Here is a 13,663-nt window from a genome sequence, read left to right as displayed (position 1 = left end):
GGGCCGGGCGGGCGGGTCAGGGGCCGGGCGGGCGGCGGAGTTCGTCCGCGAGGGCGGTGAAGGCGGTCCAGGTGCGGGTGGGGGTCCGCGCGTCCCAGACCTTCTGGGAGAGGGCGGCCAGCGGCAGCCGGATGCCGGCGGCCACCTGCGCCTGCGTCTGGGCGCCGGCCAGGTCGCACCAGACGGCGAGCCGGGCGCCGAGGATGCGGTCGGCCCAGCGGGCCGGGACCGGGGCGGTGCCGCGCAGGACGAGCGGCGTCCATTCCCGGTAGATGCGCCGGCCGGTGGGGTAGGTGAAGTCGTTCGGCTGGCCGAGGACGTAGTAGAGGTACTCGTCGTTGAGGTTGACCAGCCGGCGGCCCGCGTTGAGGTAGTCCAGCGGGGGCCGGGCTCCGATCTCCTTGCCGGTCCAGTACTCGACTTCGATGGCGGGGTCCGCGGCGGCCTTGCTGCCGTGGAAGAAGCCGTCGTTCCACGCCTTGGGCTGCCGGCCGGCGCCCGCGACCACGGCGGCCCGGTCGTTGAGCCAGCCGGTGGCCAGGTCGCCGACGGTGGCGCCGGCCCCGTACCGCTGCCGGGCCGCGGCGGCGAGCTGCGGGAAGGAGGCCTCCGGGTTCCGGTACACCAGGGCCTGGTACTCGTCGGCGCCCAGGTGCCAGGGGCGGCCGGGGAACAGCGGGAGGTATTCGCGCAGCAGCTCGTCGACGAGTTTCGCGGCGGCCGGGTCGGAGATGTCGACCGCGCCGCGGACCGTGCGGCCCTGGCTGTCGCGCAGTTGGAGGGCGGGGTGGGCGCGGAGCACGGCGCCGAGGTGTCCGGGCGAGTCGATCTCGGGGATCACCGTGACGTGCAGGCGGGTGGCGAGGTCCACGATGCGCCGCACCTCGGCCTTGGTGAGGTGCGGGGTGGAGACGATCTCGGGGTGGCGGGTGGATTCGATGCGGAAGCCCTGGTCGTCGGAGAAGTGCAGGGCGAGCTGGTTGAGTTTGAGGTCGGCGAGTTCGCGGACTCGGGCCTCGATCCAGTCGGCGGTGAAGGACTTCCGGGCGATGTCGAGGTGCAGGCCGCGCTGCGGCTTGGCGGGCCGGTCGCGGACGGTGCCCTCGCCGAGGAACCCGTCGGCGCGTACGGCCTGGCCGAGGGTGCGGGTGCCGTAGAAGACGCCGGCCTGGTCGGGACCGCTGATGACGACCCGGCCGCCGCGGGTGGTGAGGGTGTAGGACTCGGGACCGCCGGGCTGCTTCGGGGCGAGGGCGAGCTGGATGTCGCCCGGGCCGGGGGCGGCGCCTTCGGCGACGCCAAGGTCGAGTTCGCCGGCCAGCAGCCGGGCCTCGTCGGCGAGTCCGGCTCCGGCGGCCCCGGCGGCGGTGACGACCCGGGCGCCTGGCGTGGGCCGCCAGCCGGGGCCGGTGGCGGGCTCGAACTCCCGGACGGCGGGGATGGCCCGGGGCGGCCGGGAGGGCGGCGGCGGGCTGTCCGCGGGGGTGGGCGCGGCCGCCGGGGTACGGGACTGCCCGGCGGTCGGGGTCCGGGGTGCCGAGGCCGGCGCGGTGCCGGGGCGGGTGTCGTCCGGGCCGTCGGCGGCGCTGCAGGCGGGGGCGGCGAGCAGCAGGATCGCGGCGGCGGTTGCCGTCGCGATGGCACTGCTGCTGGTTCGCTGCCGCATCATCGTGTGTACCCGTACGCCCCGCTCCACGGTTCCTCCAACGTGCCATGGGCGGGGGTGCGGCGCGACCTGAGGGGTGGGCGGCGGGGCGGGTCCGGCGGGCGTCAGCCGGCGGTGCGGGCGAGGGCGGCGGCGTCCGGCCCGGTGCCGGAGGGGGCGGTGGCGGCGTCCGGCCCGGTGGCGCCTGCGGGCGCGGCGCCGGCGGTGACGATGCGGCCCGGGCGGGCTGCGGTACGCCGTTCCAGGGCGCCGGAGACCAGGGCGAGCACCAGGGCGGAGGCGGCGAGGGCGGCACCGACCCAGTTCGGGGCGGTCCAGCCGAGGCCGGCGGAGATCACCAGGCCGCCGAGCCAGGCGGCGAGTGCGTTGCCGAGGTTGAAGGCGCCGATGTTGACGGCGGAGGCCAGGGTGGGGGCGCCGGCGGCCTGGTCGAGGACCCGCTTCTGCAGCGGGGGCACGGTCGCGAAGCCGAGGGCGCCGATGAGGACGACGGTGACGGCGGCGCCGGCCTTGCTGTGGGCGGTCAGCGTGAACAGGGCGAGGACGAGGGCCAGCGCGCCCAGGGAGCCGTACAGCATGGGCATCAGGGCGCGGTCGGCGAACCGGCCGCCGAGCAGGTTGCCGGCGACCATGCCGAGACCGAACAGGACCAGCAGCCAGCTGACGGAGCCGTCGGCGAAGCCGGCGACCTCGGTCATCATCGGCGTGATGTAGGTGATGGCGGCGAACACCCCGCCGAAGCCGAGCACGGTCATCGCCATGGCGAGCAGCACCTGGACCTGGCGGAGGGCGGCCAGTTCGTGGCGGATCCGGACGCCTTCCTGCCGGGGCAGGTCGGGGACCAGTCGGGCGATGCCGAGCAGGCCGAGGACGCCGAGGCCGGCGACGGCGAAGAAGGTGATCCGCCAGCCGAGGTGCTGCCCGACGACGGTGCCGAGCGGGACGCCGACCACGTTGGCGGTGGTGAGGCCGGTGAACATCAGGGCGATGGCGCCGGCCCGTCGCTCCGGGGCCACCAGCTCGGCGGCGACGACGGCGCCGATGCCGAAGAAGGCGCCGTGGGCGAGCGAGGCGACGACCCGGCCGGCCAGCATCAGGCCGAAGGCCGGGGCCAGGGCGGAGAGCAGGTTTCCGGCGATGAAGAGGCCCATGAGCAGCATCAGCATGCGCTTGCGGGGGATCCGGGTGCCGAGGACCGTCATGAGCGGCGCGCCCAGCACCACGCCCAGTGCGTATCCGGTGACCAGCAGGCCGGCGGTGGGGATGGGGACCCCGTAGTCGGCGGCGACCTCGGGGAGCAGGCCCATGATGACGAACTCGGTGGTGCCGATCCCGAAGGCCCCGATGGCGAGGGCGAGGAGGGCGAGGGGCATGGCGGGGTCCTTCACAGAGGTCCGGAGGGGGTGGTCCGCGGGTCGGGGGCAGGAACTGCACGGCGTCCGCGGTTTGCATGCGTCCACATTAATTGCAGACGCCTGATACTTGCAAACGCGGGCTATCGCGGTGGTCGACTATCCTGGGCGGGGCGGGCACGCCGGGAAGGCGCCGGACGCCCGGAAACCGGAGAAGGAGCCGCGATGACCGCCACGGAGAGCGCACCCGCCGCCGCCCTGGCGCAGGGCTGGTGCGCCCTGTCCCTGCTGCACGGCCGGATCGAGGCCCATGTCGAGAAGGCCCTCCAGGCCGGACACGGGCTGAGCGTCCGCGAGTTCTCCCTGCTCAACGTGCTGGGCAAGCAGCACGACGGGCCGGGCGGGCACCTGCAGATGAAGCAGGTCGCGGATGCCGTGGTGCTCAGCCAGAGCGCGACGACCCGGCTGGTCACGCGCCTGGAGGACCGCGGCCTGCTGTCCCGGTACCTGTGCCCGACCGACCGCCGGGGCATCTACACCGACGTCTCCGAGGCGGGCCGGACCCTGCTGGAGGAGGCCCGCCCGACCAACGACGCCGCGCTGCGCGAGGCGCTGGCCGCGGCGGCGGCCGTGCCGGAGCTGGCTCCGCTGGTGGCCGCGGTGGAGGGGCTGGGGCGCGAGGGAGCGTGACCCGGGGGTTTTCCACAGCCGCCGCCTGCACCGGGGGCGCTGTCGGACCCCTGTGGAACACTCCGGTCATGTCCCTCGCTGATCTCACCCTCGACCAGTGGCGCTCCTTCGACGGGGCCACCGCACGCCGGTTCGCCGAGCGGGCCGCGGCGCAGGCCGGCGGCCGGGTGGCCGCCGTCACGACCGCCGCGCACCTCGGCGCGCCGCTGCACCGCGTACGGATCGAGCGGGCGGGGCGGGACTTCGCACTGATACCGGGCGGCCGGGTGACCCTGGGCTTCGACCCGGACGCCTGGCAGCCGACGCCGGAGCAGGAGGCCGACTTCGCCGAGAGCGCGGCGGAGGGGTACGGGTACGGCGCCGAGGACCTGCGCGGCCACCTCGCGCAGCTGCTGAGCCCGCGCCGCGAGGTCGTCCTGCCCGCCGTGCTGATGGCCGTGCAGGACGAGGACCTGACCGAGGAGCCCGACGGGCTGCCGGCCCTGCTCGCGGCCGACGGCCTGCGGATACCCGGCCCCGACGAGTGGGAGCACGCGTGCGGCGCCGGCCGCGGCACCCTGTTCCGCTGGGGCGACGCATGCCCCCTCGACCGCATCCCCTACGGCGACGCCGACGGCCCGCAGAACCTGCCGAACGCCTTCGGGCTGCGCATCGCGTACGACACCTACCGCGCGGAGATGTCCACCGACGGCACCGCGGTCCACGGCGGCGACGGCGGCGAGTCCGTCTGCGGCGGCTACGGCACCCTGCTGTCGTGGCTCCCGCTGGCCACCGCCAACCGGAACCCGTACACGGCCGAGTTCGTGTACGGGCCGGACGGCGGGGGCCTGTGGGACTGCCTCTCGGTCCGGCCGGTGCTCGCGCTGTAGGGCCGCGCCGGGCGCAAGTCGCGGGGCGGCGCCCCGGCTGGTGCACTGGGGGCATGCGGGGTGCGGAGCGCGGGCCGGCCCGGTGGCTGTTCCCGGAGGGCCATCCGCGGGCCCGGCAGGCGCCGCTGCTGCTGGTGCTGACGCTGGTCAGCGGGCTGGTGGACGCGGTCAGCTTCCTGGCGCTGGGGCGGGTGTTCGTGGCGAACATGACGGGGAACGTCGTGTTCCTCGGCTTCGCGCTGGCCGGGGCCGGCGGTTTCTCCGTCGCGGCGTCGCTGACCGCACTGGCCGCGTTCCTGGCGGGCGCCGCGGTGGCCGGACGGTGGCCGGAGGCCGGTGCGGACCGGCTGCTCGCAGGGACGGCCGCCACCCAGGCGGTGCTGGCCGGGGCGGCGCTGGTCTGCCACGCGTGCGGGGCCGGGCGGTACGCCGTGCTGGTGCCGCTCGCGGTGGCGATGGGGATGCAGAACGGGGCGGTGCGCCGGCTCGGCGTTCCCGACCTGGTGACCACGGTGATGACCGGCACCCTGACCGGGCTGGCCGCCGCCCGGGACCGGGCGGCGGCGGTACGCCGGGGGCTGTCCGTGACCGTGCTGTTCCTCGGCGCGCTGGCCGGCGGCCTGCTGTACGCCGGTCCGGGGCCGGGCTGGGCACTGGGCATGGCGGTCGTCCTGCCGGCCGGGGTGGCGGTGGCCGCCCGGCGAATGGCGGGCGGGGTGGACGGGTGAGCCCGCTCCGGCCCGGCGGGCCGGAACGGTTACGGGGGCCGGAGCGGTTCCGTGGGGTGTGACTGGCCCGCGTCCGGCGGACCGGGGCGCATCAGGCGGCAGACCGCGGCGCGGTGGGATGCGGCGCAGCCGGGTGCGCGTCGATGGCCAGGCGGGGCCAGTCTGCGAGGTCGTGCAGCAGGCGGCGGTCGTGGGTGGCGACGACGACGGCGGCGGTCGTGGTGCGGATCGCCGCGGTCAGCTCGTCGACCAGGGCCGCCGACAGGTGGTTGGTCGGCTCGTCGAACAGGATCAGGCCGGGCCGTGCGGCCAGCGCGAGGGCCAGGTCGAGGCGGCGGCGCTGCCCCTGGGACAGCCGCCCGACGGGAGTGCCGAGCGCGTCGGCGTCGAGCAGCCCGCAGGCCCCGGCGGGCAGCTCCTCGACGGTGCGGCTCGTGCCGGCGGCCACCAGCCGCGCCGCGTGCCGTTCGAGGGTCTCGCGGGCGGTGCGCGCGGGGTCGTGGTCGGCGGTCTCCTGTGTGACGTGGACGATCCGCGCGCCCTCGGCCGTACGGACGGAGCCGCCGGCCGGGTCGACGGCACCGGCCAGCACGGCGAGCAGGGTGGACTTGCCGGCGCCGTTGGGGCCGGTGACCAGGAGGCGGTCGCCGCCGTCGAGCGTGAGGTCGACGGGCCCGGTCAGGCGGCCGACGACGGACAGGCCGTGGGCGCGCAGCTGCGGGGCGCCGGGCCGGATGCCGGGGTCGGGCCAGTGCAGCGCCGGCGGCGGTTCGGGCACGTCGACGCGGTGGGCGGCCAGCGCCTGCTGCTGCCGGTGCAGGGCCTGGACGGTGCCGGGCGCCCGGGACTGCCGCTGGTGCTTTCCGGTGCCCTTGGGGGGCCGCCAGCCGGTGCTGAGCCGGTCGCGGGCCCGCGCCACCTCGCCCTGCAGCCGCCGGTGCTCGGCCTGCTGTTCCTCGTGGTCCTGCTCCCAGCGGTCGCGGTCGCGGCGCCGGGCCTCCTGCCAGGCGTCGTAGCCGCCGGCGTACCGGCGCGGCCTGCCGTCGCGGGACGGGTCGAGGTCGAGGAACCGGTCGGCCACGTCGCGCAGCAGTGTCCGGTCGTGGCTGACGAGGGCGAGGGCGCCGTCGTGCGCGCGCAGGCGCCGGGTGAGGAAGTCCAGCCCGGCGGCGTCGAGGTGGTTGGTCGGCTCGTCGAGCAGCAGGATGTCGTGGCGGGCGCCGAGCAGGCAGGCCAGCCGGATCCGGTAGCGCTGCCCGACCGACAGGGTGGACAGCGGGCGGCCGCGGTCGGTGCACGCGCCGAGGGCTTCGAGGGCGACGTCGATGCGGCGTTCGGCGTCCCACGCGTCGAGCCGGGTGGCGGTGTCGAGCGCGGCGGCGTACCGCTCGCCGGCCGTGGGCTCGCCCGCGGCCATGGCGCGGGCGGCCGCGTCCAGGGCGGTGAGGGCCGCGAGCGAGGCGGCGAGGGCTTCGGCGGTGAGGGTGCCGACGGTCTCGCCGTCGCGTGCGGACAGCTCCTGCCGGGCCAGCCCGACCGTACCGGCGCGGTGCACGGTGCCGGTGTCGGGCGTGATCAGGCCGGCGAGGACGTGCAGCAGCGTGGTCTTGCCGCGGCCGTTCTCGCCGACGACGGCGGTCCGGGTGCCGGCCGCGACGGTGACGGAGACCTCGTCGAGGACGCGGCGGGATCCGCGGGTGACGGTGATGCCGTCGGCGCGGAGGTGGGCCCGGCCGTCCGCCGCGGCGGACAGGGGCATGGCATGGGGGGTCGTGGTGGGGTGCAACGGTGCTCCGCAGCTCGCAGGGAGCCGGGCAGCGGGAGGCGGCCGCCCGGCGGGAACCGGGACGGCGAGCGCGGATTCGACAGGGAAGGGGCGCCGCCGTCAGCGGGCGGAGCGGGTCCTCTGCGACCAGATGCCTCGTGCCATGGGAGTCATGCTAGCCGCGGGGTCTTCTCGGATCGCCCGATTTATCCGGGGACGGGTGCGGTGGGGCAGGGTGCGGTGGGGCAGGGTGCGGTGCCGGTCAGGAGTGCGGGAGCCAGTCCGCGGCCAGGAGCCCGAGGACGACCTCGTCCTCGAAGGTGCCGCTGACCCATGCGGAGCGGCGCAGGCGGCCCTCGACCGTGAAGCCGGACTTCTCGGCGGCGGTGATCATCGGGATGTTGCCGGCGAGGGTCTCCAGCTGGAGGCGGTGCAGGCCGCGCACGGTGAACCCGTAGTGGCACAGCAGCCCGACGATCTCCGTGCCGCGGCCGGTGCCCCGGCAGTCCGGCCGCAGGGAGATGCCGAGGTGGGCCAGCCGGTTGTAGGTGTCGATCCCCCACAGCAGCGCCTCGCCGACCAGCTCGCCGCTCTCCGCGTCGACCGCGGAGAACAGGACGACGTCCTCACCCGGGCCGGCGGCGGAGTAGGGGGCCTCGGGGCCGGTGGCGGGCAGCGGCCGCCAGGGCCGGGAGTCGGCCCGGGACCGGGTGGCCACGTCGTCGTACAGCTCGCGGTGGAGCACGGGCAGGTCTTCGTCGCGGCGGGCGCGCAGGACCGTTCTGGTTCCTCGGATCACGCGCATCGTTGTAGTCGGCGAGGCCGCACGGGCACAACTGCTTTGTTCCACAGCCCGGTTGCCCCTGGGGGACCGGACCCACGGAGGCTGAGTACCGGTGCTCAGGACCGCGGTGGGCGCGGGTCCTACCGTCGGTGGACATGAACCAGAAGTCGACGGCCGGTTACGGGGTCACGGTCAGCGCGCTCACGGCCCTGGCCGTCTTCGTCAACACCCTCGCCCTGTACGTTTCGATCTTCGCCACCGACAGCTGTGGACCGGCCCGCCCGGCCCTCCGCTGCACCGGGGCCGGGCTGCTCACCCTGTGGGCCCTCCCCTGGGCCGGGCTGGCCGCCGCCCTGCTCTGCTGCTTCGGCCTGGGCCTGCGGGCGGCCCGCCGGGGTGCCACACCGTGGCCGTTCCTGCCGGCGGGCGCCCTCCTCTACGCCGCCTCCCTGGCGGTCGCATGGCTGGTGATGACGGCCTGAGCCCGGCCCGGGGTGGCGTTCCGGTCACGCCAACCAGAGCGAGCTGCGCCGGTGCCGTGCCGGTGCCACGTCGACCAGGCCGGCGAGGGCGGCGGCGCGGGCGGGCGGGGCGGAGTGCAGGAGGCGGAGCAGCAGGCCCGTACGGGTGCGCAGCCGCTGCCGCTCGCGGCGTTCCGCCCGGGTGGAGGACTCGGCGACCGAGCGGTCCTGGGCGTAGCGCGGGAACGCGTAGACGGCCACCGTGCGGCGGATGCGGCGCGGCTGCGGCCTGCGGGAGGCGCGGGCCGCCTCGCCGAGGTCGGCCGCGCTGTACCGGAGGTCGTACAGGACCACGTGATGCCAGGGGTTTCCTGACGAATCGTCAACATCTTTTCGGCGAGGGGCGGTCGGGGGACGGTGACGGGCGGTGCGTGCCACGGGGACTCCGTTCGCAGCCACCGCCAGGGATCTCCTGGCGGGCTAGCCGAAGCCCGTCGGTCCGGTCGCGCGTGCGGATGCCATGCCGGAACAGTACCCCGGGGCGGGGCGGCGGCCCCGTCAGGGGCGCGGCGGATGCCCGGCCGCACGGGCCAGGCGGGCGGCGGCGGGCAGGCCGTCGAGGAGGCCCGCCAGGTAGCCGGCCGCGAACGTGTCGTCGTCGGGCGTTGCGGCCGGCGTTCCGAGGGGCAGGGCAGCGGTCGGCCCGTCGTCGGTGTAGGAGGTGACGGTGTGCGAAGTGGCGGCGTGCGAAGTGGCGGTGTGCGGTGCGCCGTCGGCGGGCACGGGGTGCGGGGCGGCGGCCTTCAGCACGACTTCACCGGGGCCCAGGGCGAGCAGCTCCTTGATCTGGACGTCGGTGCCGCCGGCGTCCGTGGCGTTGGCGTCCGCGGCGCCGGCGTCCGTGCCGCCCGGCGGGTCCGGCAGGCAGAGGGCCAGCTCCCGGTGGGTGGCGAGCAATACGTCGGCGTGCGGGGCCCACTCCGACAGCACGGTCCTGGCCTCGTCCGAAGACCACAGGTGGGGGCGGTGGTGGACGTCCACAACGACGAGCGCCGAGTGCTCGGCGGCGAGTTGGAGCGCCAGCCGGGCGGCCGAGCGCGCCTGCCGGCCCAACGCGGGCGTGACGCCGGTCAGGTAGAGGACCCGCGGCCCGGTCGCCACGAACGCCGCGTGCAGGGCACAGGACAGGATGCGGACGGCCGCCGCGCCGGTGGCGGCGCGGGGGTCGCGCTGTGCGTACGACACGTCCACACCGGCGGCGGCCAGGGCGGCCAGGTGGGCCTCCCCCAGCTCGTCGTTCCCGACGGCACCCGCCCACACGACGGGTCGGCCGTGCCGGGCGAGCCGCCGGGCCACGTCGGACTCGGCGGGGCCGAACATGAACACGCTCATGCCGCGCACTCCGCTCGGAACCGCGCGACCTGGCTGCGCAGTGCGTGCAGGTCGCCGCCATCGGCCGCGTCGCCGGTGAGGATGCGGCCGGCGCCGACCGCGCACGCCCCGGCATCGAGGAACGCGGCGGCTTCGGCCGCGGTCGCCGCGCCGGACGGGACCAGGCACAGGCGGGGGAACCGGCCGCGCAGGGACCGCAGGTAGGAGGCCCCGCCCACGGAACCCGGGACGACGCGCAGGGCGGTGGCGCCGGCGGTGTCGGCGCGCCGGATCTCCTCGGGGGTGCTGGCGCCTGCGAGCACGGGAACGCGGCGGCGGACCGCCTCGGTCAGCGCGGTTCCGGCGCCCGTGGTCACGATGAAGTTCGCGCCCGCGTCGGCGGCCCGGTGGACGTCCCCGGCGGTGGTGACGGCACCCGCGCCGAGCCAGGCCCGGACCCCGAGGGCCTGCCGGGCGCGGTGGATGACGTCCAGGGCGTCGGCCCCGCTGAGCGACACCTCGACGAGGTCGAGACCGTGCTCGACCAGGGTGAGGACCGTCCGGAAGGCCGCGTCGGCGTCCCGGCCGCGCACGATGCCGATGAGACGGCTCTCGCGGAGGGCGCCACGGAGGGCCTGCGCGGAGTGGCCCTCTCTGACAACGTTGTCGCAGGACGGCGCACGGCCGCCGCGGGTCGGGGGTCGGTGTCCCGCGGCGATCGGCGCGGTCAGGGCGGTCGGCACGACGGTCTCCAGGGGGGTCGGAAGGTGGACGGACGCTTCGGCTGCGCGGCGGTACGCGGCACGGCTGGGGGCGTACGGACGCCGTGCCGATGCACTGCGGTACGCGGCGGCGCCCCGCCCGGACGGCACCGTCCGGCCTGGGCACCGCTGCGCACGGACGGGCCCCGGAGCGCGGCTTCGCTCCGGGGCCCGGATCCGTTCGGTTCAGGGGCGGCCGGGAGGTCCCGGCACTCCCCCAGTGTTCCGGCGGCCGCGCGCCCCGGCCACATCCGTTGGCCCCGAGTGGCGACGGCCTTTGGTCCCGGCCACGCTACGTGCCGGTAGCAACCGGCCGATGGCGACGACAGGGGACCGCCTCAGGGGCTGCGTTCCGGATCGGACCCTAGAAGTCGTCCTCCTCGTCCGAGTCGTACCCCCAGTCGTCCTCCGGGCACGGCAGCGGCTCGGCGACCCAGCCGGCGGCGAGGACGAGACGGGAGGTGCGGTGGACGGCGAGGAAGCCGAACGGGCGGTCGAACAAGGCCCGGATGTGGCGCGTCCGGTACATCACGCGGGCGGGGAGGCCGCAGCCCGCCGCCATGCCGATCGCGGTGACGGCGGACGCCTCGAAGCCCTCGGCGTCGAAGCGGGCGACGGCGGACTGCCGGGCCGAGCCGACGGCGAGCGGGTGGCTGCTGATGTCCGGGAAGTGGCCGAAGCGGCTGTCGGTGGCCGTCTCCAGGCCGAACAGGCGGCGGTGGGCCAGCAGGTCGTGGGTGCCGGTGACGGAGAAGGCGACCGTGCCGACGTCCAGTCGGGGTTCGCGGTCGTACGACAGGCGGGTGCCGATGTGGAGGCCGGGGCCGGGCGTGCCCTCGGGCAGGGCGCGGCCGTCGACCGAGGGGACGGCGCGGGTCACGGCGGCGATGCCGCCGTCCAGCACCTCCCCCGGGCGGGCGTGCGGTTCGCCGAGCACGAGGTGGACGTCGACCCCGCCGGCGCCGACCACCTCCAGCAGGGTGACCGGGCCGGTGGCCGTTTCGGCGACCCGCACCCGGTCGAGGAGGGCTGTGCTGCGGACCAGGCCCAGGGCTTCCTGCCCGGCCCACGGTCCTTCGGTGAAGTCCTGCGGCACCGGGTGGAAGGGGCGTATCCACTTCAGCCGCAGGGCGAGGGCCGAGGCCAGGACCATGGGCGGGTCCGTGTCGAGCGGCACCGGCATGTGGTCGACCAGTCCGCCGGTCTGCCGTACCGCCCACTCGTCGAGGGTGGTGCGGTCGGCGTCGGCGTCGCCGGTGAGCTGCCCGCGGGTGCCGGCGGGCAGCCGGCCGGTCCAGCCTTCCGACAGCGGCAGGTCGTGGCGGGTCCAGAGCCCGGTGGCGGTGACCAGGCCGGGGACGCGGCCGAGACCGGCGAGGAAGTCGCCGGCGGCGGTTGCCGCGCCGTCCGCCGGGAGGCCGACGGCTGCGGCGAGTTCGCCGCGGGCCGGTCCGCCGGCGCCGTCGGCGAGGAGGGCAAGCAGGGGCCAGACCCCGGCGGCCGTGAGTACCGTGCCCTGCTCGCCGGTCACTGCCGCTCCGGCCCAGTGTGCCGTGAGGCCGTTGACCGCGCGTACCGTCGCATCTCTCATTCCGGGGAGGGTACGCACCGGCGGGCTCACGGGCATCTCCTTTGATCACCTGCTGATCACCGGCTGATCACCGGCCGTCGGGTGGCCGTGCACGGTGCGGTGCGTGCGGACGGGCGCGGTGGTTGACTGCGATCATGACTGACCATCATGTGTTTGGGAAAACAGGCGTGTCAGGAGTTCCTCCAACTCCCCCGCCACCGGCCTTCGATCCCGAACTGGGGGCGGCACTGGCCGCGTTGGACGAGGAGGTGCGGGAGCCGGTCACGCCGGAGAACCTGGCGGCGGTGCAGGAGCGGGATGCCGTGCGCCGGCCGCGGCCCGGGGTGAGGGAGTTGGCGGACGGCGGCCGGTTCGAGGTGGCGGAGCACCGGGTGCCGGGGCATGCGGGGGCGCCGGACGTGACGCTGGTCAGTGCCCGGCCCGCCGGTGCCGTCGGGCCGCTGCCGCTGCTGTACTACCTGCACGGCGGCGGCATGATCACCGGGAATGCGTGGTCGGTGCTGCCGGGGGTGCTGCGCGAGTGGGCGCTCCCGCTGGGGCTGGCCGTCGTGTCCGTGGAGTACCGGCTGGCGCCGCAGGCGCGGTATCCGGAGCCGTTGGAGGACTGCTACGCCGGACTGCTGTGGGCGGCGGGGAACGCGGACCGGTTGGGGGTGGACCCGGACCGGATCGTGGTCGGCGGGAAGAGCGCGGGCGGCGGGCTGGCGGCGGCGCTGGCCCTGCTGGTGCGGGACCGGGGCGGGCCGGCGCTGATCGGGCAGCTGCTGCTGTGCCCGATGCTGGACGATCGCGGCGTGACGTTCTCCAGCCGGCAGATGGCCGGGGTGGACCTGTGGGACCGGACCTCCAACACCACTGCGTGGCAGGCGCTGCTGGGTGACCGGTGGGGGGACGAGGAGCTGCCGCCGTATGCGGCGCCGGCGCGTGCGGTTGATCTGTCGGGGCTGCCGCCGGCGTACGTCGACGTGGGGGCGGCCGAGACGTTCCGGGACGAGGACGTGGCTTACGCGGATGCGTTGTGGCGGGCCGGGGGTCAGGCCGAACTGCACGTCTGGCCGGGGGCGTTCCACGGCTTCGACTCGGTCGCACCCCGGGCGGCCGTCAGCCGTGACGCGGCGCAGGCCCGCACGCGCTGGCTCCGCCGCCTCCTCGCGCCGCCCCCGCCCGGCACGCTCTGACCCGCGGGGTCTGCCACCCGCGGCCGCCGCGCCGGTGGGGCGACCCCGCTCTCGACCGCCTCCCCGCCGTAAGGGAGCCACCCACCTGGCCGGATCCGGCGGCCCGCCAGTCGGGCCCACCCGCCCTCCCGGTTCCGCCTTCCCGCCACGCGGGCCCGTCCACCCTCCCGGGTCCGGCTGCACACCAGGCGGGCTAACCCGCTCTGCCGGAGCTGCACACCAGGCTGGGCCACCCACCCTGCCGGGACCGGTCGCCCACCGGGTGGGGGAACTCCACCCCGCCCTCCACCCCGCCCGGACCGGTCGCCCACCGGGCGGGGGCAAAATCCAGCCCGCCCGGACCGGTTGCCCAACGGGCAGGGCAAAATCCAGCCCCTCCGGCGTTTGAGGAGCGGGGTTTGGGGCGGAGCCCCCAGAACTGCAACCCGGCCGGCGCCGGGCACCGGG

At 76.2% G+C, this 13,663-nt stretch carries 13 protein-coding genes; 5 read left to right on the top strand and 8 right to left on the bottom strand.

The features are described 5' to 3' along the window. Window positions 1-16: 16 nt before the first annotated feature. Entirely contained in the window at window positions 17-1,669 is a 1,653-nt protein-coding gene (locus tag LG634_RS30155; protein WP_226738390.1) for a beta-N-acetylhexosaminidase, read from the bottom strand. Between the two features lie 101 nt (window positions 1,670-1,770). Then, window positions 1,771-3,039, bottom strand: coding sequence for an MFS transporter (locus tag LG634_RS30150; protein ID WP_226738388.1), 1,269 nt, complete (start codon window positions 3,037-3,039; stop codon window positions 1,771-1,773). Between the two features lie 204 nt (window positions 3,040-3,243). Between LG634_RS30150 and LG634_RS30145 the strand changes: the two genes are divergently transcribed. The 3 genes from LG634_RS30145 to LG634_RS30135 all read left to right on the top strand — a co-directional run bounded on the left by LG634_RS30145 (window position 3,244) and on the right by LG634_RS30135 (window position 5,305). Further along, window positions 3,244-3,708, top strand: a complete 465-nt coding sequence (locus tag LG634_RS30145) for a MarR family winged helix-turn-helix transcriptional regulator (RefSeq protein ID WP_226738386.1) — start codon at window positions 3,244-3,246, stop codon at window positions 3,706-3,708. Between the two features lie 68 nt (window positions 3,709-3,776). Further along, entirely contained in the window at window positions 3,777-4,577 is an 801-nt protein-coding gene (locus LG634_RS30140; RefSeq protein WP_226738384.1) for a hypothetical protein, read from the top strand. Window positions 4,578-4,630: 53 nt separating this feature from the next. Continuing rightward, window positions 4,631-5,305, top strand: coding sequence for a YoaK family protein (locus LG634_RS30135; RefSeq protein WP_226738382.1), 675 nt, complete (start codon window positions 4,631-4,633; stop codon window positions 5,303-5,305). A 91-nt stretch (window positions 5,306-5,396) separates the two neighbouring features. Here the strand turns inward: LG634_RS30135 and LG634_RS30130 are convergent, their stop codons facing one another. Further along, window positions 5,397-7,064: an ATP-binding cassette domain-containing protein gene (locus LG634_RS30130; protein WP_226738381.1), complete on the bottom strand. Its 1,668-nt coding sequence runs from the start codon at window positions 7,062-7,064 to the stop codon at window positions 5,397-5,399. Window positions 7,065-7,332: 268 nt separating this feature from the next. Next, window positions 7,333-7,869, bottom strand: coding sequence for a GNAT family N-acetyltransferase (locus LG634_RS30125; RefSeq protein ID WP_226738379.1), 537 nt, complete (start codon window positions 7,867-7,869; stop codon window positions 7,333-7,335). A gap of 140 nt (window positions 7,870-8,009) precedes the next feature. Between LG634_RS30125 and LG634_RS30120 the strand changes: the two genes are divergently transcribed. Further along, the gene (locus LG634_RS30120; RefSeq protein ID WP_226738377.1) at window positions 8,010-8,336 is read left to right on the top strand and encodes a hypothetical protein; all 327 of its coding nucleotides are present in this window, start codon (window positions 8,010-8,012) and stop codon (window positions 8,334-8,336) included. A 24-nt stretch (window positions 8,337-8,360) separates the two neighbouring features. Here LG634_RS30120 and LG634_RS30115 read toward each other — a convergent pair whose 3' ends face one another. The 4 genes from LG634_RS30115 to LG634_RS30100 all read right to left on the bottom strand — a co-directional run bounded on the left by LG634_RS30115 (window position 8,361) and on the right by LG634_RS30100 (window position 12,038). Continuing rightward, window positions 8,361-8,669, bottom strand: a complete 309-nt coding sequence (locus LG634_RS30115) for a hypothetical protein (protein WP_226738375.1) — start codon at window positions 8,667-8,669, stop codon at window positions 8,361-8,363. A 204-nt stretch (window positions 8,670-8,873) separates the two neighbouring features. Beyond that, window positions 8,874-9,707 carry a PfkB family carbohydrate kinase gene (locus LG634_RS38030; RefSeq protein WP_264203784.1) on the bottom strand — a complete coding sequence of 278 codons (834 nt, stop codon included), beginning with the start codon at window positions 9,705-9,707 and terminating at the stop codon, window positions 8,874-8,876. Then, window positions 9,704-10,429 (bottom strand): bifunctional 4-hydroxy-2-oxoglutarate aldolase/2-dehydro-3-deoxy-phosphogluconate aldolase, encoded by a 726-nt coding sequence (locus LG634_RS30105; RefSeq protein WP_226738373.1) that lies wholly within the window; start codon window positions 10,427-10,429, stop codon window positions 9,704-9,706. Before LG634_RS30105 ends, LG634_RS38030 begins: the two co-directional genes overlap by 4 nt. 382 nt (window positions 10,430-10,811) lie before the next feature. Beyond that, a complete protein-coding gene (locus LG634_RS30100) occupies window positions 10,812-12,038 on the bottom strand; it encodes a serpin family protein (RefSeq protein ID WP_226738371.1) in 1,227 nt (408 codons plus the stop codon). 167 nt (window positions 12,039-12,205) lie between these two features. On the opposite strand from LG634_RS30100, the gene LG634_RS30095 reads away from it, so the two are divergent. Further along, window positions 12,206-13,216, top strand: coding sequence for an alpha/beta hydrolase (locus LG634_RS30095; protein ID WP_226738369.1), 1,011 nt, complete (start codon window positions 12,206-12,208; stop codon window positions 13,214-13,216). The last annotated feature ends 447 nt before the right edge of the window (window positions 13,217-13,663 follow it).

Source organism: Streptomyces bambusae, assembly GCF_020532645.1.
Lineage (GTDB): Bacteria > Actinomycetota > Actinomycetes > Streptomycetales > Streptomycetaceae > Streptomyces > Streptomyces bambusae.
Note: the sequence above shows the minus strand (reverse complement) of the source record. Positions and strands in the feature narration are given on the sequence as shown.

Bases quoted from the DNA above. Each gene is read 5' to 3' on its own strand.
- LG634_RS30155 (WP_226738390.1), bottom strand. From the start codon at position 1,669: ATGATGCGGCAGCGAACCAGCAGCAGTGCCATCGCGACGGCAACCGCC.
- LG634_RS30150 (WP_226738388.1), bottom strand. From the start codon at position 3,039: ATGCCCCTCGCCCTCCTCGCCCTCGCCATCGGGGCCTTCGGGATCGGC.
- LG634_RS30145 (WP_226738386.1), top strand. From the start codon at position 3,244: ATGACCGCCACGGAGAGCGCACCCGCCGCCGCCCTGGCGCAGGGCTGG.
- LG634_RS30140 (WP_226738384.1), top strand. From the start codon at position 3,777: ATGTCCCTCGCTGATCTCACCCTCGACCAGTGGCGCTCCTTCGACGGG.
- LG634_RS30135 (WP_226738382.1), top strand. From the start codon at position 4,631: ATGCGGGGTGCGGAGCGCGGGCCGGCCCGGTGGCTGTTCCCGGAGGGC.
- LG634_RS30130 (WP_226738381.1), bottom strand. From the start codon at position 7,064: ATGCCCCTGTCCGCCGCGGCGGACGGCCGGGCCCACCTCCGCGCCGAC.
- LG634_RS30120 (WP_226738377.1), top strand. From the start codon at position 8,010: ATGAACCAGAAGTCGACGGCCGGTTACGGGGTCACGGTCAGCGCGCTC.
- LG634_RS38030 (WP_264203784.1), bottom strand. From the start codon at position 9,707: ATGAGCGTGTTCATGTTCGGCCCCGCCGAGTCCGACGTGGCCCGGCGG.
- LG634_RS30100 (WP_226738371.1), bottom strand. From the start codon at position 12,038: ATGAGAGATGCGACGGTACGCGCGGTCAACGGCCTCACGGCACACTGG.